The 21340-nt window shown below is 36.1% G+C and carries 18 protein-coding genes and 1 other annotated feature; all 18 genes read right to left on the bottom strand.

What is annotated here, in order from left to right; translation table 11 throughout:
• Nucleotides 1-201, bottom strand: coding sequence for a 50S ribosomal protein L35 (gene rpmI / locus A9C19_RS05005; RefSeq protein WP_066326889.1), 201 nt, complete (start codon nt 199-201; stop codon nt 1-3).
• A 20-nt stretch (nt 202-221) separates the two neighbouring features.
• Nucleotides 222-743 carry a translation initiation factor IF-3 gene (infC, locus tag A9C19_RS05000; protein WP_199445827.1) on the bottom strand — a complete coding sequence of 174 codons (522 nt, stop codon included), beginning with the start codon at nt 741-743 and terminating at the stop codon, nt 222-224.
• 86 nt (nt 744-829) lie between these two features.
• Nucleotides 830-955: a sequence feature (ribosomal protein L20 leader region), on the bottom strand.
• A gap of 225 nt (nt 956-1180) precedes the next feature.
• Entirely contained in the window at nt 1181-3118 is a 1938-nt protein-coding gene (gene thrS, locus A9C19_RS04990) for a threonine--tRNA ligase (RefSeq protein WP_072578919.1), read from the bottom strand.
• A gap of 395 nt (nt 3119-3513) precedes the next feature.
• A complete protein-coding gene (ytxC, locus tag A9C19_RS04985) occupies nt 3514-4374 on the bottom strand; it encodes a putative sporulation protein YtxC (protein ID WP_072578918.1) in 861 nt (286 codons plus the stop codon).
• Nucleotides 4375-4598: 224 nt separating this feature from the next.
• Nucleotides 4599-5537 carry a primosomal protein DnaI gene (gene dnaI / locus A9C19_RS04980; protein ID WP_072578917.1) on the bottom strand — a complete coding sequence of 313 codons (939 nt, stop codon included), beginning with the start codon at nt 5535-5537 and terminating at the stop codon, nt 4599-4601.
• A 19-nt stretch (nt 5538-5556) separates the two neighbouring features.
• The gene (locus A9C19_RS04975; protein WP_072581748.1) at nt 5557-7002 is read right to left on the bottom strand and encodes a replication initiation and membrane attachment family protein; all 1446 of its coding nucleotides are present in this window, start codon (nt 7000-7002) and stop codon (nt 5557-5559) included.
• A 194-nt stretch (nt 7003-7196) separates the two neighbouring features.
• Complete coding sequence (gene nrdR, locus A9C19_RS04970; protein ID WP_072578916.1) at nt 7197-7655, bottom strand: transcriptional regulator NrdR; 459 nt, start codon at nt 7653-7655, stop codon at nt 7197-7199.
• 53 nt (nt 7656-7708) lie between these two features.
• Nucleotides 7709-8110, bottom strand: a complete 402-nt coding sequence (locus tag A9C19_RS04965; RefSeq protein WP_072578915.1) for a cytosolic protein — start codon at nt 8108-8110, stop codon at nt 7709-7711.
• A gap of 161 nt (nt 8111-8271) precedes the next feature.
• Complete coding sequence (gene speD, locus A9C19_RS04960; RefSeq protein WP_072578914.1) at nt 8272-8652, bottom strand: adenosylmethionine decarboxylase; 381 nt, start codon at nt 8650-8652, stop codon at nt 8272-8274.
• Between the two features lie 423 nt (nt 8653-9075).
• On the bottom strand, nt 9076-10095 hold the full coding sequence (locus A9C19_RS04955; RefSeq protein WP_072578913.1) for a glyceraldehyde-3-phosphate dehydrogenase: 1020 nt from the start codon (nt 10093-10095) through the stop codon (nt 9076-9078).
• Nucleotides 10096-10426: 331 nt separating this feature from the next.
• Nucleotides 10427-11026 carry a dephospho-CoA kinase gene (coaE, locus tag A9C19_RS04950; protein ID WP_072578912.1) on the bottom strand — a complete coding sequence of 200 codons (600 nt, stop codon included), beginning with the start codon at nt 11024-11026 and terminating at the stop codon, nt 10427-10429.
• A gap of 16 nt (nt 11027-11042) precedes the next feature.
• Nucleotides 11043-11684, bottom strand: coding sequence for a sporulation membrane protein YtaF (gene ytaF / locus A9C19_RS04945; RefSeq protein ID WP_072578911.1), 642 nt, complete (start codon nt 11682-11684; stop codon nt 11043-11045).
• Nucleotides 11685-12551: 867 nt separating this feature from the next.
• Nucleotides 12552-13376 carry a DNA-formamidopyrimidine glycosylase gene (mutM, locus tag A9C19_RS04940; RefSeq protein WP_072578910.1) on the bottom strand — a complete coding sequence of 275 codons (825 nt, stop codon included), beginning with the start codon at nt 13374-13376 and terminating at the stop codon, nt 12552-12554.
• Between the two features lie 172 nt (nt 13377-13548).
• Nucleotides 13549-16182, bottom strand: coding sequence for a DNA polymerase I (gene polA / locus A9C19_RS04935; protein WP_072578909.1), 2634 nt, complete (start codon nt 16180-16182; stop codon nt 13549-13551).
• Between the two features lie 239 nt (nt 16183-16421).
• Complete coding sequence (gene hflC / locus A9C19_RS04930) at nt 16422-17348, bottom strand: protease modulator HflC (protein WP_072578908.1); 927 nt, start codon at nt 17346-17348, stop codon at nt 16422-16424.
• Nucleotides 17338-18312 (bottom strand): FtsH protease activity modulator HflK, encoded by a 975-nt coding sequence (hflK, locus tag A9C19_RS04925; RefSeq protein ID WP_072578907.1) that lies wholly within the window; start codon nt 18310-18312, stop codon nt 17338-17340. The genes hflC and hflK overlap by 11 nt, the downstream gene beginning before the upstream one ends.
• 544 nt (nt 18313-18856) lie before the next feature.
• Complete coding sequence (gene pnpS, locus A9C19_RS04920; RefSeq protein ID WP_072578906.1) at nt 18857-20617, bottom strand: two-component system histidine kinase PnpS; 1761 nt, start codon at nt 20615-20617, stop codon at nt 18857-18859.
• A complete protein-coding gene (locus A9C19_RS04915) occupies nt 20610-21332 on the bottom strand; it encodes a response regulator transcription factor (RefSeq protein ID WP_072578905.1) in 723 nt (240 codons plus the stop codon). The genes pnpS and A9C19_RS04915 overlap by 8 nt, the downstream gene beginning before the upstream one ends.
• Nucleotides 21333-21340: the final 8 nt, after the last annotated feature.

Below are 21340 nucleotides of genomic sequence, written 5' to 3'. Positions count from 1 at the left end.
TTATTTAATATTGTCTAATAAGTGACGAATACGTTTGAAATCGCCTTTGCTTACTACAGTTGATTTACGTAATTTACGTTTAGCTTTTGTAGATTTGTTAGCGAATAAGTGACTAGTGTAAGCATGTGAACGTTTAAGTTTACCAGAACCGGTCTTTTTGAAACGTTTCGCAGCTCCACGGTGAGTTTTCATTTTTGGCATAAGGGATTCCTCCTTAAGAATTATTGCTTTTCGTTTTTCGGTGCTAATACTAAGAACATGCTACGTCCATCCATTTTTGGATGGGACTCAATTGTACTCAAGTCTGCACATTCGCTTGAGAATCGATCAAGCACCTTCTGACCAATTCCTTTATGTGTAATGGCACGCCCTTTGAAACGGATAGAAGCTTTCACTTTATCGCCTTTTTCTAAGAACTTACGTGCATTTCGAAGCTTAGTGTTAAAGTCATGTTCATCAATTGTTGGGCTCAAACGAACCTCTTTCAAATTAATGATCTTTTGATTTTTACGCGCCTCTTTGTCTTTCTTCTGCTGTTCAAAACGGAACTTTCCGTAATCCATGATGCGGCAAACAGGAGGCTTTGCATTTGGTGCAACCATTACTAAATCAAGATTAGCTCTAGTTGCAATTTCTAACGCCTCTTGACGAGATTTAATTCCAAGCTGGTCTCCATTGGCACCGATCAGACGAACCTCACGTGCGCGAATTCCGTCATTTACCATCATATCTTTGCTAATAATTAGCCACCTCCAAGGTTTTCTAAAACTGAATAGTATGTTTTCAAAATCCTGCTTTGTAGATATTGGTTTTTTATTTTTCGTTTCGAGAAAATAAAAAAGTGTGGATGCACAAACACCCACACTACGATTATATATAAAAAATTCATCGTAACCTGCTAACTACAAAACGGATGTGTCAATCAGGTGAGAAGCGGGTGCTTCTACTTGTTTTAATGAAAACTATTCAATTACCTAAGGAATTATATCACTAATACAAAGAATACGCAAGTAAGAACTTTGTTTATTAACAACATAAGTAATTCTATCAAAAGCAATTTGTTCTTGCAACAGTTTTTTTTCTTTCTTACTGAAGGATTCCATACTAGGATATTTGTTGACTTGCTTACGTCCTTCCATTTCATAACCAAGAATGGAATCAAACCTCATTAAGAAGTTGGTTATTTTTTCACTTCAGCTTTTATTTTCTTTAAGAATTCATCAAACGCAATTGTTTCCGATTTTTGTTCGCCATATTTACGGACATTTACAGCTTTTTCAGTAATTTCATTATCACCTACTACAAGCATGTAAGGAATTTTTTGCATTTGAGATTCACGAATCTTATAGCCTATTTTCTCATCACGTGAATCAAGTTCTACTCGTAAGCCAGCTTCTTGAAGCTTTTCTTGAACTTCTTTTGCATATTCAAGATGAACAGCCGGGGATACTGGAATGACTTGAGCTTGAACAGGCGCTAACCATGTTGGGAACGCTCCTTTGTATTCTTCAATTAAGAAGGCAACAAATCGTTCCATTGTTGATACAACACCGCGGTGAATTACAACTGGACGGTGTTGCTTACCATCTTCCCCCACATATGTTAAATCAAAGCGTTCCGGTAATAAGAAATCAAGCTGTACAGTTGATAATGTCTCATCTTTTCCTAATGCTGTACGAACTTGAACATCAAGCTTAGGACCGTAGAAAGCCGCTTCTCCTTCTGCTTCAAAATACTCAATTTCTAATTCATCCATCGCATCCTTTAGCATGCTTTGAGCTTTTTCCCACATGCTGTCATCGTCAAAGTATTTTTCTTTGTCTTCAGGGTCACGGTAGGATAGTCGGAATGAATAGTTTTCAAATCCAAAATCTTTATAAACAGATTCAATTAATCTGACTACGCGAATAAATTCATCTTTAATTTGATCAGGTCTAGCAAAAATGTGAGCATCATTTAGTGTCATACCACGTACACGTTGTAGGCCACTTAAAGCACCTGACATCTCATAACGATGCATTGTTCCTAGCTCTGCGATTCTTATCGGCAGATCACGATAACTGCGAATATCATTCCCATAAACCATCATGTGATGCGGGCAGTTCATCGGACGTAGAAATAGTTCTTCATTATCCATTTGCATAGAAGGGAACATATCATCCTGATAATGATCATAATGTCCAGATGTTTTATATAGTTCCGCACTACCTAGTACAGGTGTGTAAACATGTTGGTAACCCAATTTTTCTTCTTTATCTACAATGTATCTCTCAATAATACGACGGATAGTCGCTCCCTTAGGTAACCATAATGGAAGTCCTTGTCCTACTTTTTGGGAAGTTGTAAATAACTTCAATTCCTTCCCAAGCTTACGATGGTCACGTTCTTTCGCTTCTTCTAACAGGCGAAGGTGCTCATCTAAGTCGGCTTTTTTAAAGAATGCTGTTCCGTAAATACGTTGAAGCATTTTATTATTGCTGTCGCCTCTCCAGTAGGCACCAGCTACACTTAAAAGCTTAAATTCCTTGATCTTACCAGTTGATGGTACATGTATTCCACGGCATAAGTCGAAGAATTCCCCTTGCTCATATATGGAAACAGCTTCCCCTTCTGGAATAACATCTAAGAGCTCGAGTTTTAATGGATCTTGCAGTTCTTCATAACGGGCTTTTGCTTCTTCACGGCTCACTTCTTTACGAATAATATCAAGGTTTTCATTCACAATTTTTTTCATTTCTTTTTCAATTGCAGGTAAATCCTCTGGTGTGATCGCTTTTTCCATATCAATATCATAGTAAAAGCCGCTTTCAATCACAGGACCTATACCTAGTTTTACTTCTTCATCCTTGTATAATCGCTTAATTGCCTGAGCCATTAAATGCGCAGTAGAATGTCGCATAATTTCTAAAGCTTCATCGCTATCTTGTGTCACTATTTCAATCGCACCATCATTAGTAATCGGGGTACGAAGATCTATTAATTGTCCATCTAATTTCCCTGCTAAAGACTTTTTCTTTAAGCCAGGGCTAATGGATGCCGCAATATCTTCAGTTGTGGTACCCGTTGCAAACTCCTTTACAGCTCCGTCTGGAAACGCAATTTTTATAACGTCTGACATCCTTGTTCACTCCTCTAATAAATGTATGATTTCGGTCATTTTTCAATTTTTTCCCGAAAAATAAATAAAACTCGCCCCTTAAAAAGGGACGAGTTAATTACTCAAGTCAATGGATCGTGGTTCCACCCTTATTCCCATATCTTATTCAACATATACATATGGCATATGAAGACATACTAAAAGATATGGCTTTCATTCGTTAACGGGATATCCGTCAGCTACTACTAATCAAAATGTTCATAGCTGAAGTTTAAAGGTGGTAAGTATATTTATCGTGTTAGGAAGGTTTCAGCATGTCCTTCCCTCTCTGGGAACCGTATAAATAAACTCATGTCCTTATCATTACTGATTGTTTTTTCAATTAATTCGTATTATAAATTGTTTCATTTGTAAAATCAAGAAGGTTCCCTATTTTTATTCTCCTTAAAGTGTCCTTTAAACTCTTGAAGATTATGTATAGTCACACGTTCTTGAAAAATGTTTTGAATCGTATGAAGCATCCCATCGTATTGGTTATCCGTATAAACGTTTATCACGTTTGGGGCCATTGATACCAACGGGGCTAACAGCTTCGAGTCGATATACATAGGATGTTGATAAATAAATTGTTGATCAATCGATTGAATCAGCTCTTGTTCTGACAGAACCCGATATTGATCATTTAATAAGACATATTCTTTTTCTTTATGAACGAGAAAAAGTTGGTGAACCTTTGTTTCTCTTTTCACTAAGTACTCTCTTATATTATGTATAAACACCTGGTATTCTTGTTCTAGCTTATACTCTTCAATAGCCACTTCTACATAGTCTCTCAATCTCTCAATATATGGATGTAGTCTGAATCTTTGAAAGGCTGCATATGAAAAGGATAAGTTAGGCTTTAAAAATTGAGATAAGATTTTCCTTAGCAACAATTCACGTGAAGGACCTTCTTTAATACCTGGGATATCCGTGCGCTCCCCCTCCATAATCGAATAAGCAATTTGAAGGATTTGATGCTGCTCGTCCTCATCTTTAAAATAATAATCCTGCTTAATAAGTGTTACCATCATCTCATGTTCTTTATGCTCACATATGAACTGAACAAATCCAGGGATGATCATTTTTTCAACTGTAACATCCCATAAAGTTGGATTAATTGTAATGACTTCATCGTTTAGAAGTTGAAGTTCTGATTTGTTTTCGATACGATTTTTTCGAAAGATTGAATAAATCGTTCTTGCCTCTTTCGGAGACGTAAATAATATCTCAAGCATGTTTGTCCCCCCTATTTGCCAACACCTGCTACTATGTATATGGAGGGGGTCTAAAAAATAGAAGCAAAGAAATGGACTTGGATAGAAAAAAATGGCTTGTACGCTATCAGTGGGACCCAACTTTTTTATTAGATAAATGTTCCCAAACGTAAATAAGCCTAGAAGCTGGGAGGATTCCTTCACAATGGAATACACCAGACTCACTAGACTTATGAATGATTGATTTATCCTCTTCTGTTTTTCCCTACTAGTTCTAGCGGGATCGTTAAATGCTTAATTCTCTCCATAATCCGAGCAGCCTTTACAGGTTCCTCTTCTCCACGTTGGGAAGTAGACAAATGATGCTGAAGCTCTTTTAAGTTGAAGTTCGAAGAGAAGAAAGTAGGAAGATTTTCAAGCATTCTATACTGGAGAATCGTGCCGAGTATTTCATCTCTCATCCAGCTAGAAACTGATTCCGCACCTAAATCATCTAGCATTAAGACAGGAATTTTCTTTACAGCCTCTAATTTGTTATCTAATGATGAATCCTGAAAAGATCCTTTTAGTTCTCTCATAAATTCTGGTACATATACGAGCATAGACGATACACTATGAGTAGCAAGCTCATTTGCAATTGCCCCTAATATATAGGTTTTACCTATTCCAAAAGAACCGTAAAGATAAAATCCCTTTGGGCGTTCACCATTATTATAAGATTCAACAAAATCCTGAGCGAGAGAAATAACTTTAAGCCTACTAGGTTCATTTACATCAAGGTCAATGTTATGAAATTGCGCTTCTAATATATCCTTTGGAATATACATGCTCTTAATGAGTGATTGATGTTTTTTCATTTCATCATGTGTTTTTTTCGTTGGACAAATATCATATTGTAGATCAATCATTTTCCCTACGATCGCTAATCTCGGATGATAGCCCTGCAAAAGATTCTTACATTGTGATAGGGAAGGACATTGTTCACAGTTTTTACTTTGATTCACATATTCAAATAACTTGACCATGCTTCGATCAATCATGCCACTGTCAATTTCGTGAGAATGGCTTGTTAGGAAGGCTTGTACATCAGGATGATTTAGCACTTGTTTTCTTAAGTCATTGTATCGGTCATTAAAGTCTGGACGACTTGTTAAATTCTTAAAAGACTTGCTCATATGCTCCATTCTCTCTCACCTCATTTCATTACTCTTTATTTTTATCCTTATATCGTTGGATTCGCTCTAGTAGCTTCTGCTTTTCTGCTTCAAATTGTTCACTTTCTATGTCGGTTTCCTTTGAAGGTTCCTTAGTTCCTTCTTTCGCATTCCCCTTCTCTTCTTGATCTTCTGATAACCAATCTGGAAGGAGCTCTTTACGAACTGGGGACTTTTTATATGATTTTTGTTTTTTAGTTGTTTTCTCTTCTGCCCATTGTTGATATTGGCGATGTTCTTCTTTAGCTAGTTCCATTGCCGCTTTCACCGTTTTGATCTCTTTCCTGGTCCAATGACTCGCAATTTTATCCACATAGCCTTTTGTTAGCTTCATATCTGTTTTTAACATAACATAATAAATTAAAACATTCACAACTCCTGGCTGTAGTTTTTGATTGAGCATCACATCTTCAATAATTTTCAAATCATTCATTCCCGGTGCAACACCACCTGAGACATCCATTAAAAATTGTCGAGGTGAAATCGATTCTAGCTGTGTAATAAGCTGGTCTTCTTTTGTTGGATTTTGTTTATTCACTTTACTTAAAAGTGGCGTCGGTTGTTTTTTATCCACTAGCTCTGGTAATCGATCGCCATGCTGAAACTGGTACCAATCCCTTGCTGCCTTACGTAATAATTCGATATCTATATGTTCATCCTGATCAATACTATTCATCACAACATTTTTCATGTCAATAGCATTAATGCCATATAAATAAGAAAGCTTTTTAATCACTTCTTTTACAGAAGGAGTAATCGATTTTAATGGGATAATTGCTTGAGAGAGACCTGATAAAAATAAATCAAAATCAAACACGTCATCTGAGAGAACTAACTCTCCACTATTGTCTGTTTGCATATATTCTCTTGAATCACCGAGACGTAAGTCAGTTATCGTTTCGTCATTCACCTTCGCTATCATATCTGCTGACTGTCCAGAGTTAAATACATCATCAAAGCTTTTTGAAACCTCGAGTAGCTCCTCTTCCATTTGATCATCGGAAAAGAATTGTTTAAGTTGGAGAAACGTGTTCTTTCCAACACGATTATATAGATAAACATTCAAGACACCATCCTGAAAAAATTCATTAGGACGCAATGGAGCTTGAAGCTCGTACACATACTTCCTACTGTCATCTATATTGACCATATATGTTTTTAACAGACCTAATCCCTCTAATTTAATTCTTTCTACATACATATCACGTAGATTCATCTGCATAATCGTCATCAAACTGTGATGTGTTTTTTCAATACTCCAAAGTCGAGCTTGCTCTAGTTCACCCCATAATGTCATATAAAGGCTAAAGCTCCTTGATCCTATTAACGGTTGATATAATAGCGTCAAAATTTTTCTATCAAGATCCTGTAGTACAGATCTACTTTTTACTCTATAGCGGTCAATTGCTAGTATTTCTTTCCAATGATGTTCCATCCCCTTCAAACCTTTCCTTCCTGAACCTCACCTGATCTTCACCTGCAAAAGAGGTAAGATTATTCGTTTTCCTTTTTTTAACCCTCGTTTATTATCTCATATAGCATTTGAAAACTCTCATTCTCTACCTTCAACCTTGTCGTTCACTGAAAAAAGAGCTATAAGAAAAATTCTTGATTAGCTCTCTTTACTAGTTATTTTGCTTTTTTGATCAAATCTGTTAATTCATTTATAAAAACATTGATATCCTTAAATTGGCGATACACTGAAGCAAAACGTACATAAGCTACTTCATCAATCGCTGCTAGCCTATTCATAATCATTTCACCAATATGTTCGCTATTAATTTCAGAGTTACCTTGGTTTCGTAATTCTTTTTCTATATCGTGAACAAGATCTTCTAACTTTTGCAAGGGAACAGGGCGTTTTTCGCAAGCCTTTATTAACCCACGGAGAATTTTCTCACGACTAAACTCCTCTCTTGTTCCACCTTTTTTTACAACAATTAAAGGAATCTCTTCCACTTTTTCAAAGGTTGTAAAACGATATTGACATTCCTCACATTCACGTCTACGTCTAATTGACTTTCCTTCATCTACAGGTCGTGAATCTAATACTCTTGTCCCATTGTGTTGACATGAAGGACACTTCATACAACCAGCTCCAATCAATCTGTTTATGTATTAAATCCCCTAGTAAGAAGTCATTAATTCCCGCCATTTTTACCCGTACCAACAAATGGTAGTTTTTGATCAAGCTTTTTATATAAGTCGATAATCACTTTTCTACTATATCCAAAATCAGTAGGTAGGAACGTGTTCGTCGTTGCTGTAAAATCGACAGCTGTCTCAAAAGGACGAACTGAAATAATAGTGACAATTAAAAATCCTTTTCTAGGTCGATCGATGTTAACACTCATTTCACCACGTTCTTCAGAAACAGAGGTTACTGTCATTCCTTGCGTTTGGTCGATCATCTCTTTCACCGACTGTAACGCATTTTTTTGATTTGTTTTATAATAATGACTTCTTAATTTATCGTTATAATGTTTCTCACGGGTTTCCTGTGTTGTACTAAAAAAATCTTTAAGTGTATTTCCAAGACTCATTTTTTATTCCCCTTTAACGTATTTTTACATGATTTGTCAATCGCTATTCATAACAGTACATCCATTCCTCTTTCTATCATACTGAAATTTCCCGATAATAAAAAGAGGTGTAGATGAAAATCATCTACACCTCTTTAAAATTGTTCATCTTCAATCTAAAATTAAAGGACTTTTGCTTGGTTTTGTTTTACTTGTACAGGTCCCATTCCTCTTGGAATCTCGATATTCTCACGAGTTTGAGCTCCTAAAGATTCAGCAATATGATCTGCAGCAATATTAGGATCTAAATCTCCACAAGTGTAAACATCAATGCTTGCATACCCATGCTCTGGAAAGCTGTGAATAGTAAGATGAGATTCAGAGATAATAACAACTCCACTTACTCCTTGAGGAGCAAACTTATGGAATGCAACCTCTCTAATCTCCGCACCTGACTTTAATGCAGCATTTACGAATGTTTTTTCAATGTAATCCATATCATTTAACTTATCAAAATCGCAACCCCATAATTCAGAGATGACGTGTCTACCCATTGTTTCCATATTAATGGATCCCCCTCTAACTAATTTTATACATGAATTCTTTGCTTAATGGTATGTGTAACTACCACGGGGGAAAGTTAGTCCAGAGAGGTCCTAACCCTTTAAGTAGCCGTAACACCTTGGCTTTTATAAGAAGTTCACGAAAAATAGTATACTTTGTTTATATATGTTTTGCAATAAACTTTTTGAAAAAAGTACTCAATTTAGTTAAAGGGTCATCTGTATACATGGTTACATTCCTTATTTTACACATCTACTGTCAGTTCTATCCTTCTTCACAAACTTACACAACAACCAAAAAGTGATGACGTTTGAAGTGGAGTTGAAAACAAAAAAGCAAACAGATTAAAATTACCTCTGTTTGCTTTTTCTACTCTTCTCTTTTCTATCTATCTTCATTCGTTACACAATAATAAAATTAGGTCAGACTTCTAACAGGTGAGTTATTTTTGCAGCTACCATCTTTGTCAGATCGACAACTCTACATGAGTATCCCCATTCATTATCATACCAAGCCAATACTTTAACTTTTCTCTCCTCCATGACAATTGTTGATAATCCATCAATAATCGCTGAATGAGGATTAGTATTAAAATCCACTGAGACTAAAGGTTCCGTCGTATAGTCAATAATTCCTTTTAATGTAGTAGTTGCCGCTCTCTTGAACGCCTCGTTAATATCTTCTACCGAAACGGTTTTCTTTAGATCTACTACTAAATCAACAAGAGAAACATTTGGGGTTGGTACTCTTAAAGCCATCCCATGTAACTTCCCTTTTAAATGAGGTATAACTAATTGTAATGCCTTTGCTGCTCCGGTCGTAGTTGGAATAATTGATTGTGCACATGACCTTGCCCTTCTAAGATCTTTATGTGGGTTATCAATATTGTTTTGATCATTTGTATACGCATGTACGGTTGTCATCAATCCATTCTGAATGGTAAATTCATCATCTAATACCTTGATCACAGGAGCCAAACAATTGGTTGTACACGAAGCATTTGAAATAATGGTATGCTTCTGTGCATCAAATTGATCATGATTTACTCCCATAACAATTGTAATATCCTCCTGCTTACCTGGGGCAGTTAAAATGACTTTTTTTGCACCTGCCTTCACATGGGAGATGGCGTTGTCTCTGTGATTAAATTTGCCTGTTGCTTCAATGACAATATCAATACCTAAAGAATCCCATGGAAGTCTTTCAGGATGCCTTTCATTTAAAAGCAGAACTTTGTTACCGTTTACAATTAAGTGGTCACCATTAGGAATGACGTCCCCATTGAACTTCCCGTGAGTTGTATCATATTTAATTAAATGCGCTAAAGTTTCCGCTGGATAACTCGCATTTATCGCTATTATATTCAAATCCTCCATTATCGCTTTACGAAAGACCATTCTTCCAATACGACCAAAACCATTTATCGCTATATTGGCTCTCATCATATTTCCCCTCTCACATTAATATGTTATACTATTTAAGTTATTAGCAACTTAAGTATAACATATTAAACGAAATTAGTGTTGACTATTTTATTAATTTCAGTAAAACGTATAACTCATTATACATTCTTCTAAGAGCAAGAGGAGAAGTAAGCCATGAGAGATCCTATCCTCATCCTTCCTTCAGCAAGAAAAAACCCAAACTAATACCAAAACTCTACTGGAGAGTTTTGTCATAGTTGGGTTATGTTTTAGTCAATTATGTGGATTAGAAGTTGGCTCCTGTAGTAAACCTAATGAGGGTAATGACATTCACATTAACTCAATATTATTATTCACTAAGCAATTTTTTAATTATTTCATTTAGCTGCTCTTTCGTTTCTTGGATTGTTCCACTATTATCAATTACGTAATCCCCCATTTCCTTCTTTTTCTCAATAGACAGTTGAGATTGAATTCTCATTTTAGCATCCTGTTCACTTAAGTTATTTCGATTCATCAGCCTAGACAATTGCGTTTTTTCATCAACATAAATCACTAGTACTTTGTCGACAAGGTATGTTAATTTACTTTCAAATAATAAAGGTATGTCTAAAACAATAGCTTGAAGATTCTCGCTTTTTGCTTCGTGTATTTTCTTCAACATTTCTTTCCGAACCGCAGGGTGTACAATTTGGTTTAGCTGTACTCTTTTTTCTTCATCTGAGAAAATAACATTCCCAAGCTTCTCTCGGTCTAGCTCTTTATTTACTTTAAGTATTTGTGGTCCAAATTGTTTAACAATTTCATGATAAGCAGACTCTCCAGCTTTAACCACTTCTCTAGAGATCATGTCTGCATCCACTATTTGAAATCCCATTTCTTTAATCATTGAAGTTACTGTACTTTTCCCACTTGCTATTCCGCCTGTTAATCCAATGACCAACGTCATTTCTTCTCCTCCAGTACTATAATTTCCATATCCCTATCATAATGAGTATAATACCGGGGAGGCAAGAAAATTTGTCCATCCAACTAAATCTTGAGAAAATATGACCAGATTTAATGCCTAGTGAGACAAAGATTGAACTCATGACTGCCACTAAAATACTCATGATCAATGGATTATACCCAAGCATTGCGGCACCAATACCCGCTCCAAATGCATCTAATGACAGCGCAAACCCCAATAGGAAAGCTTCAATCCCTGTAATTGTTCCTGATTTATCAATATCTGCCGACATCGGCTTTCTCAAGATATTAATTACAATACCTAACGTTTTTATTTCAAAATTAATGAGTGTTTTTTCACCTGTTACCTTTTCTTCTTGATTCTCTTTACTCGGGCGAAAAAATTGGTATAGTACCCAAGCACCAATAAGCATTAAAATAAAACCGCCTAATTTTTCTGTTATATATATTGGAAAAACCTTTGTTAGAAGCTCTCCAACCATCATTGCGAATAACATCGTGGCGGCTGAACAGCATGCGATGACAATGATTGATTTTAGAGGAATACGCATTTTTCTCATCCCATACGTAAAACCTACTGAAAAGCTATCTAAGCTTACTGCGAATGCTAATAACATGAGAGATACATATTGAAACATTATGCTTAGCTCCTTCCTGATCATAGCTAACATAGTGTATGACAATAGCCTATCTTATGTTAAAGTTGATTTTTATATGGCAGGTTAACATGAGTAAAAACTTGCTGCTATAATTTACTCCTTGGCTACTAGAATGATTGAACGGAATCCATTTAGTAAAGACCTACTAAAGCGATATCGTATTCCGTCTTGATTCAGGAATTTTTAGTAGATCATATCAATACCATGTTAAAACAGCACCAAGCTGCTTAAGATTTAAAAATTCGAGCTCTTTTCTAAGGGATTGTTGCCTTATAAATAGAACGAAAACGACTTAAGGTTGAATGGAGAGGAAGTGCGAGACTCCTGCGGGAGAAGTGGTACAGACAGGTGAGACCCCACAGGCGTTTACGCTGAGGGAGGCTCACCGCCCACCCCGCAAAAAAGCGAGCAACTGAACCGGAATTCAACCTGACCGGACACTTGATAAATAGCCAAAAATGAAAAGGCATCTAAGTTCTGTAGAACTGTGTTTCTTTAAAATAAGCATTGATGAAAAAAATTGATCCAAGCAAGAGAAAAAATTCTAAAAGAAAAATCAATTCATGTGGTCTTTTCTAGCAACGTAACACTAAATCAGCTACTACATAAAAATAGGGCGTTAAGCTTTAGCCTTTCATCACTATATGTCGATAAGGGGAGTATTAGTAGAGGTGTCTGTAAGGAGAATGTACGTGTCTCCTCCATTCAGAAAGATGAGGCTGGGACAAAACAAAGAGCCAGGCACCCTCCGATACAATCTATTGTTTGCACTAGATAAATCAGTGCGTACATATAGTCGTTACGATAAGGTGCCAGGCACTTCTGTCCCAGCCTCTTTTTTTCTATTTAAACTTGGCACTTTTCACAAAAATGTGTTCCTCTTCCACCAACAACTGACTTTGTTAGGACAGTCCCACATTTTTTACAAGGTTCATTCGTTCTTCCATAAACAAATAAGTGAAGCTGAAACATTCCAATGTCTCCTTGTGTATTCACATAAGATCTAACGGTACTTCCTCCCTGTGCTACAGCTTCTTGGAGAGTTAAAATAATTTCTTTATGTAAAGCTTCATACTCTTCATCAGATAACTCACAGGCTGTTCTTTCTGGATGAATTCCTGAACGAAAAAGCGCTTCATCTACATAGATATTCCCTAAGCCTACTACTATCGTTTGATCCAATAACACTGGCTTAATTTTTCTTGATGTACTCTTTAGCTTTGTCTTTAAATATGCGAGAGTAAATTGATCAGAAAACGGTTCTGGTCCTAGCTGGGATAGCGGCAATTCTGATTCTTCCATTCCTTTTTTGAAAAGGTGCATTGTACCGAACTTACGTACATCACGATAGCGCAATTCTGTCCCGTCGGTAAAACTGAAAATAACATGGGTGTGTTTATCGTATTCTTCCGAAGCCTGATATAGTCCATATCGCCCTTCCATCCTTAAGTGTGAAACTAACACATAGTCGTCTACTATAATTTTCAAAAACTTTCCTCTTCTTTTCACATCATGGATCGTTTGTCCACTTAAAGCATCTTGAAACTGCTTTGGCTCATCAGGTCTTTTGACGATTTTGGGCCATAACACAGTAACACGTTGAATGGTTTTACCACTTACTAAATGAACCAATGTTTTCCTTACTGTTTCCACCTCTGGTAGCTCTGGCATTGTAAACACATCCTTTTTGATAATCTTTTTGTTCCAGCATTCGCTCTGTGTAGACGGCGCATGGGTCTCTTGTTTTACTCCGATCAACATGTAAAAAATCGACATGAACCATTCACTCAGTCATGTAAAAACAAGGAAACCCCTCTTGCAAGGGGCTCATAAAACCTATATATTACTTAGCGTCGTACCATGAGTCTCCATAGGAGTAATCTACCTTTAAAGGTACAACAAGTTCGACGGCGTTTTCCATAACCTCTGGCACAAGCTTTTCTAAGATGCTAATTTCTTCTTTAGGTGCTTCGAAAATTAATTCATCGTGTACTTGTAATAAAAGTTTTGACTGTAGCTTCTCTTGTTTCAATCTAGCGGCCATATCAATCATAGCTTTCTTAATAATATCCGCTGCACTTCCTTGTATTGGTGTATTCATTGCTGTTCTCTCAGCAAAGCTTCTTAGATTAAAATTACGACTTGTTATTTCTGGAATATATCTTCGTCTATGCAACAAGGTTTTTACATAGCCTTTCTCCCTTGCATCACGAACGATATCCTCCATATAGTCTTGTACTCCTACAAACGATTCTAAGTAGCGTTTAATAAACTCTCCAGCTTCTTTACGTGTAATGCCAAGCGACTGGGAAAGACCGTAATCACTTATTCCATACACAATGCCAAAGTTAACTGCTTTTGCCTGCCTTCTCATATTAGAGGTTACTTCATCTTTCTCCACATGAAATACATCCATCGCTGTTTTGGTATGGATATCTAAATCTTGTTGAAACGCTTCAATAAGATTTTCATCTTTAGCAATATGAGCTAGCACTCTTAATTCAATTTGAGAATAATCCGCCGCAAAGATCACCCAATCCTTTTTCGAAGGAACAAAGGCTTGACGAATCTTTCGACCTTCCTCAAGTCTAATCGGAATATTTTGTAAGTTAGGATCAATCGAACTTAATCTTCCTGTTGTAGTTAATACTTGATTAAAGCGTGTATGAATCTTATGGGTATCATCATGAACGACTTTAAGCAAACCTTCAATGTATGTTGATTGCAGTTTTCCAAGTTGACGATAATGAAGAATTTCTCTAACAATATCATGCTTATCCTCAAGCTTTTCTAAAACATCAGCAGAAGTAGAATAACCTGTTTTCGTTTTCTTTATTACAGGCAACTCTAATTTTTCAAATAAAATAACACCAAGCTGTTTTGGCGAGTTAATATTAAATTTCTCACCAGCATGCTCATAGATTTTTTCTTCTAATGTCTGTAATTTCTCTGCTAAATTTTTTCCCATTTCTTTTAAGCGTTCCACATCAACGACTACACCAGTTGCTTCCATTTGCGCAAGAATCAGCGCCAATGGCATTTCAAGTTCATATAGTAACGCTGATTGATCATTTTTTTCTAATTGATCATCTAAAGTGTCTTTTAATAAATGTAGGGCTTGTCCCTTTCGAACGATATGCTCTTGTAGTGTTTTACCAGAAGGAATACTTCGTTTTGCCCCTTTCCCATAAAAGGACTCATCTGATTGTACAACTGTAAGACCATTAGCTCTTGCTACACTTGATACATCATCAAATGTTTCTGAAGGGTTGAGTAAGTAGGCTGCTATGAGAATATCGAAGCTTATCCCTTGTAATGCAATCCCTTTCCACTGAAGAGCCACGGTTGTTTTCTTTCCATCGTAGACTATTTTTTTCTTCGTATCATCATTTGCCCACTTTTTAAAAGCGTCAGATTCTAGAGCAATATCTGTAGGGATAAAGTAGTTACCATTAGCATTTACAATGGAAAAACCAATAATATCTGCATGATGGTAGCTTTCCTCTAGCACCTCAATGTAAAGAGCTGCTTCATCTGTTAGAATGTCATCTGATAGATTCGACACGGTTTCAAATGAGATATCCTCAATCACTTCTTCAGCGGTAGCCTCTTCTTCTCCAAACTTCTCAAGTAAAGAATTAAAGCCTAATTCTTTAAATAGACGAACTACCTCCTCTTGGTTAAATCCCTCATACTCTAATTGTGATAATGTCATCTCAACCGGTGCTTCGCAATCAATTGTGGCAAGCTGTTTACTCATTAGCGCTTGATCCGAAAACTCTTCAAGCTTTTCTTTTAATTTCTTGCCGCTCACTTTATCAGTTGAACTAATGACATTTTCAAGAGTTTCAAACTCTTTTAATAATTTGATGGCCGTTTTTTCTCCTACACCAGGTACACCCGGGATGTTATCTGACGTATCTCCCATTAAACCTTTCATATCAATGATTTGATTTGGTGTTAGTCCGTATTTCTCCATAACAAAGTCAGGTGTATAAGAATCAACATCCGTTATCCCTTTTTTTGTAATATCCACTGTAACCTTGCTTGTCACAAGTTGAGTTAAATCTTTATCCCCAGAGATGACCTTCACCTCATATCCATCAACTTCAGCTTGCTTTGATAACGTACCAATAATGTCATCAGCTTCATAATTTACTAATTCATAGCGTGAAACCTGATAGGCGTCTAAAAGTTCACGAATAAACGGAAATTGCTCAGACAATTCAGGTGGAGTTTTTTGACGCCCCCCTTTATACTCCTGGAAGGTTTTATGTCTAAATGTCGTTTTACCTGCATCAAATGCTACTAGCATATGAGTAGGCTTTTCATCTTCGAGAATTTTCATTAAAATCATTGTAAAACCATAAATTGCGTTTGTATGTACACCTTTATCATTATTTAACAAAGGCAATGCAAAAAATGCTCTGTATGCAATACTGTTTCCATCTATTAAGACAAGCTTTTTCTTAGTCAAATGAATTTTCCTCCTAATTATTTAGATCGTTTAACCTGAATACACCATTTCCAAACTAGGCTATTCCATAAAGGGCTGGCGCTGCCTCATGTTTTAAACAGGAGTCTCATGCCTTTCACTCCAATCAACAAAGTCAAAAAATAATATAGCCTACATAATAAAAAACCATCGTTCCCCCTCTATTTTAGCATGACTAGAAATAGAAAGGAAAACAACGGTTCTTTGAGTTAGAGTGTTTCTTATTCAGTTCCTTTAAGTAACTTAGCATATGGTGAGTCAAATGGTACAATGATCACTGTTTCTTCATCTATTGTTTGTTTGTATGATTGAAGTGTTCTATATAGATCATAGAAGTCTGGATCCTTCGAATAGGCCGCGTTATACATTTTAGCCGCTTCTTGTTCTCCTTCACTTCGAATAATCTCCGCTTCGGACTCCGCTTTAGCTAGCATCTCTTTTACTTCTCGATCTGTTTCAGCGATGATTCGATTTTTCTCAGCATCCCCTTTTGACAAGTATCCTTGTGCTGTTGATTCACGTTCTGAAATCATTCTTGTAAATACAGATTGTTCATTTTCTGAAGGAAGATCCGTTCGTTTCATCCTAACGTCAACTACTTCAATCCCATATCCATCCTTTTCAAGTAATTCATTCACAATATTTGTCACTTTGTCATTCAAACTACCTCGTGAAGATTTCTCATCATTGATAATTTCATCATATTCTAACTGTCCTAGCTCTGAACGAACAGTTGAGAAAACGAATTCTGCCATTTTTGTTTCCGCATTAACTAATGTTCGTGCATTAGAGATCATTTGCTTTGGATCTTTAATTTTCCAAACCGTATAGTTATCAATAATTAAACGTTTCTTATCTTTTGTATTAATTTCTGCTTCTTGTACATCATATGTCATTTGATATTTAGGTAAAGTCGTAACAGATTGAATAAATGGGATTTTATAATTTAAACCCGGGTTCTCAATAATTCGCACTACCTCACCAAATTGACGGACCACTTTATATTCGTTTTCTTTAACGATATAGAGATTGGATAAAATGACAACCAATAAGATAGCCGCTATTAATAAGCTGATACCACCCCGAAAGTATTTTTGAAAGGGATTAGGCTTTTTTTCTTCCATGTTCACTACGTTATCATTGTCCATTATTTTCACTTCCTTCCTGTTCAACCGGAGCCACAGGTTTTGTTGTTGCATCTTTAATTGGTAGGTACTTCATTGTATTCCCATTGTCTTCCATAATGTAAATTTCAGCATTAGGTAAAACTTGATCAATGGTTTCTAACACTAGACGTTTTTCCGTTATGTCTTTTGCTCCTTTATACTCATTGTAGATGGCATTAAATTGTGCCACATCACCACGCGCCTCTTCAATTCTAGCCGCCTTATCACCTTGTGCTGCAGACATAATCGCATCTTTTTCCCCTTGCGCTTCCTCTGTTCGCTTATTCCGATATTTATTCGCTTCATTTCTTCGGGTATTCATTGTCTCACGTGCATCTGTTACATTCGTAAATGCTTTACGTACCTCTTCATTAGGTAGGTCAACATCCTGTAATTTAACAGCAAGAATCGTAATCCCTATGTCATAGCCATCAATGAGAGTCGATAGGAGCTCTTGAACCTGATTCTCAATCTCTACCTTTCCGGAAGTTAAGGCATTGTCAATTGTCGAGCTACCAATAATACTTCTTAAGCTTGCAGACGTTGCATCCTCCAGCATTTCTTTTGGGTTTTCAGCATTAAATAAATATTTCCCAGGTTCTGTAATTTTCCACTGAACAACCATATCAGCTAGTACGATATTTTCGTCACCAGTAATCATCTTCGTTTCTTTTGGAAAGTCTGTCACTTCCCCATCTTCTGTTTCCTCATATCCAAACTGTAAACTAAATGTTTCTTTAGAAAGAACTTCAACTGACTGAATTGGCCATGGATATTTAAAGTGTAATCCTGGTTCACTTATGCCCTCTTCCACTTCCCCTAATGTGATCATGACGGCCTGCTCTGACTCGTCAACTGTGTACCATGATGTAAAGGCTACAACCGCTAAAAGAATAATTAAAAGAGCAAAGCCAATCATTGTGAGCACTCTTTTCATGCTTATCATGTTTCCCCCACCTTTTTCGCTACAACCTACTAATATGTTGTATAATATTTCATTCTAGACTTTATTGAATCCCAGGACTTCACTCAAGCTCCTGCTTACTTTTAAAGATCAACAAAGTGTCTAGAATGTTCTTGTGTATCTATTTATACGATTAGATATCAATTAAGTTTCAGATTTATTTCAATTTTTATATGGTCTTTCCTTTTTGTTTTCGTAGAAATAGACGTTTCATCTTAGTTCCTCCTGTTTCTTGGTAGAATATGTCTAAGTAAAAAATGAGAACCTCTCTTAGTAGCACAATAACGTAAGCTACTATTTATGTTGTGAACTTTCTATTGTTAGGTATATATATTTTACAAAAAAACTATAAAAAAAGGGACGTAAGCATATAGCTTACGTCCAAAAGATTGGCTCCTTGGATGAAGGGGTTTTCACTTAGTATCTTATCAATTGAATATTAAGAAATAATAAATTTGGTGTAAAGTAATTGTAAATTATGTCGAAAATTCATAAAAATGTTAACAAGCATGTCATTTTGTCTAGGTTATTCAATCTGCTTAAACAACTTTACCGTAAAGGTTGTACCTTCTCCGACCTTACTTTTGACACGAATTTGCCCTTTATGTGCTTCGACTAAATGCTTAACAATCGCAAGACCTAAACCAGTACCACCAGAGTTCCTACTTCTTGCTCGATCAACTCGGTAAAACCTTTCGAATATTCTTGGAATTTCTTCTGGTTTAATACCTATACCTGTGTCAGTTACTATAACTTTTGCATAGGTATCCGATGCTTCAACATCCACCCGTACAGATCCACCTTGAGGAGTGTAAGTTAATGCATTGTTGATGAGATTTATAAATATTTGTTTCAATCGATACAGGTCACCTTCAATAAACACCAACTGACTTGGAAGATTAACAGTCAGACCTACTTCCTTCTCTTTCGCTTTTCCTTCTAACATGATGGTGATATCATCTAAAATTTCTTTTAAGTCACATGTTTGAATGGTTAATTGAAAGCCTTGCTGTTCTACTTTAGAAAGATCCAATAAATCCTGAATTAATGATTGCAAACGATCACTTTCTTTTAAAATAATCGATAAAAAATACTCCGCTGTTTGCTTATCACTTAACGCCCCATCTAATAGCGTTTCACTAAAGCCTTTTATAGAGGTAATTGGCGTCTTTAGTTCATGAGAAACATTCGCAACAAAGTCTTTTCTCATTTGCTCTAGTTTTTTTAGCTCTGTGATATCATGGAAAACGAGGACAATTCCTTTCCACTCATCATTCGTTCCGATAATTGGAGCACCATAAACTTCAAAGTGTTTTCTTTCAATTTTCAACGCAAGATGCAGCTGCTTTCTTACCTTAACTTCTGTCATGAAGATTTCTTCTACAATATCAATAATCTCTTTATGACTAAAGGCATCATAATACAATTGATAAAGAAATTTAGCAGAATTTACTTCGAACAATTCTTTGTAAGCACGATTTACTAAATTAATATACCCTCGACCATCAATGAGAATCAAACCGCTTCCCATATTTTCAATTAACGTTTGCAAGCGATCTTGTTGCATTTCCTGAGCTCTTGTCATGTCTTGTAGATTTCTAGCTAATATATTAATAGATTGACTGAGCATTCCGGTTTCATCAAGGTGGTCTTCATATGTACGGGCCTTATAATTCCCTTTCGCTAACTCCATTGCCACTTTAGTTGCAGATTCAATTGGTCTCGTATACTGGGCTGTTATTCTAACTCCCAATAATAAAATGATAATAAATGCAAGTCCTAAGCTAGCAATTAAGATCGCCCACATTTGCTGATTAAATGTATTCAATGACTCAATAGAAGCATTTATGACAAGAGTTCCTCTATAATCTGAATTTGATGATATAGGCAATCCATAATAAGCAATTTTTTCTGCTTGGTGAGCATGATAATATCCTTTGTCCCTATTTTTCACAATGGGAAGGATCGTTTGTAGTAAATAGTTGTGATTATGCTCAATCGCATGATCTCCAACATCATATATAATTTCATCGTTTTCATTTACAACAGTTATATGAGATTCAAAGTTTTCACCTAATTCGTTAAGTAAACGTTCAACCTGTGGATTCGTTAGTTCGTTACTCACCAATAGTGATTTGGAAACCTGCGCTTCTCTCTTCAATTCATTTTTAAATGAATTGAGATAATAACTATTAAATATTTGCCCCAATAGTAGACCTAGACCAACTAACACAGCGATAACTAGGGTAATGAGCGCAAATAGAAAACGTGAACGAAACCTATTCATTCACCTTAGGCTCCTCGAGTTTATAGCCTAATCCCCTTATTGTTTTAATATAAAGCGGCTTTTTGGTATTTCGTTCAATTTTTTCTCGCAAATGACTAATATGTACATCAACGATTCTTGTATCACCTGCAAAGTCATAATTCCATACTGCACTCAATAATTGATCGCGCGTGAGGACTCTTCCTTTATGCTTAGCCAAATAGACAAGTAATTCAAATTCTTTAGGTGTTAAGTCCAATCGTTCTTTGGCATAATACGCTTCATAATGTTCCGGCAGGACTTTTAAATCGCCAATAGTTACTTGATTAGCATCTTCTACTTCAGTTACATCTGATTGCTCAATTATGGTTTGGCTCCTTCTTAAAATCGCCTTTATACGCGCTACAACCTCCCTTGGACTAAAGGGCTTTGTCATATAATCATCCGCACCTAATTCTAATCCTAGTACTTTATCAAATTCGTCATCTTTCGCTGTAAGCATTAAAATAGGTACCATCACTTTTCTTTGTCTTAATTGCTTACATACCTCTATACCATCCATTTTAGGTAACATTAGATCTAATACAAGTAAATCTGGCTCTTCTGATAAGCACATGTGTAAACCTTCTTCACCATCTTCGGCCGTTGTCACCGTGTATCCTGCTTGTTCCAAATTATACTTAAGCAATGTTGAAATTGATTGCTCGTCATCTACTACTAGTATTTTCTTACTCATATAAGCCT

It is taken from the genome of Bacillus weihaiensis (genome assembly GCF_001889165.1).
Classification (GTDB): domain Bacteria; phylum Bacillota; class Bacilli; order Bacillales; family Bacillaceae; genus Metabacillus; species Metabacillus weihaiensis.
The sequence above is the reverse complement of the archived record's forward strand: the minus strand, read 5'-3'. Positions and strand labels throughout refer to the sequence as shown.

What these genes read in the sequence shown, in the direction of transcription:
- A9C19_RS04955 (WP_072578913.1), bottom strand. Translation starts at nt 10,095, where the DNA reads ATGAGAGCCAATATAGCGATAAATGGTTTTGGTCGTATTGGAAGAATG.
- nrdR (WP_072578916.1), bottom strand. Translation starts at nt 7,655, where the DNA reads ATGAAGTGTCCTTCATGTCAACACAATGGGACAAGAGTATTAGATTCA.
- ytxC (WP_072578918.1), bottom strand. Translation starts at nt 4,374, where the DNA reads ATGCTTGAGATATTATTTACGTCTCCGAAAGAGGCAAGAACGATTTAT.
- hflC (WP_072578908.1), bottom strand. Translation starts at nt 17,348, where the DNA reads ATGGACAATGATAACGTAGTGAACATGGAAGAAAAAAAGCCTAATCCC.
- pnpS (WP_072578906.1), bottom strand. Translation starts at nt 20,617, where the DNA reads ATGAATAGGTTTCGTTCACGTTTTCTATTTGCGCTCATTACCCTAGTT.
- mutM (WP_072578910.1), bottom strand. Translation starts at nt 13,376, where the DNA reads ATGCCAGAGCTACCAGAGGTGGAAACAGTAAGGAAAACATTGGTTCAT.
- dnaI (WP_072578917.1), bottom strand. Translation starts at nt 5,537, where the DNA reads ATGGAGCATATGAGCAAGTCTTTTAAGAATTTAACAAGTCGTCCAGAC.
- speD (WP_072578914.1), bottom strand. Translation starts at nt 8,652, where the DNA reads ATGGAAACAATGGGTAGACACGTCATCTCTGAATTATGGGGTTGCGAT.
- A9C19_RS04975 (WP_072581748.1), bottom strand. Translation starts at nt 7,002, where the DNA reads ATGGAACATCATTGGAAAGAAATACTAGCAATTGACCGCTATAGAGTA.
- A9C19_RS04965 (WP_072578915.1), bottom strand. Translation starts at nt 8,110, where the DNA reads ATGAGTCTTGGAAATACACTTAAAGATTTTTTTAGTACAACACAGGAA.
- coaE (WP_072578912.1), bottom strand. Translation starts at nt 11,026, where the DNA reads ATGACGTTGGTCATTGGATTAACAGGCGGAATAGCAAGTGGGAAAAGT.
- rpmI (WP_066326889.1), bottom strand. Translation starts at nt 201, where the DNA reads ATGCCAAAAATGAAAACTCACCGTGGAGCTGCGAAACGTTTCAAAAAG.
- hflK (WP_072578907.1), bottom strand. Translation starts at nt 18,312, where the DNA reads ATGATAAGCATGAAAAGAGTGCTCACAATGATTGGCTTTGCTCTTTTA.
- A9C19_RS04915 (WP_072578905.1), bottom strand. Translation starts at nt 21,332, where the DNA reads ATGAGTAAGAAAATACTAGTAGTAGATGACGAGCAATCAATTTCAACA.
- thrS (WP_072578919.1), bottom strand. Translation starts at nt 3,118, where the DNA reads ATGTCAGACGTTATAAAAATTGCGTTTCCAGACGGAGCTGTAAAGGAG.
- ytaF (WP_072578911.1), bottom strand. Translation starts at nt 11,684, where the DNA reads ATGTTTCAATATGTATCTCTCATGTTATTAGCATTCGCAGTAAGCTTA.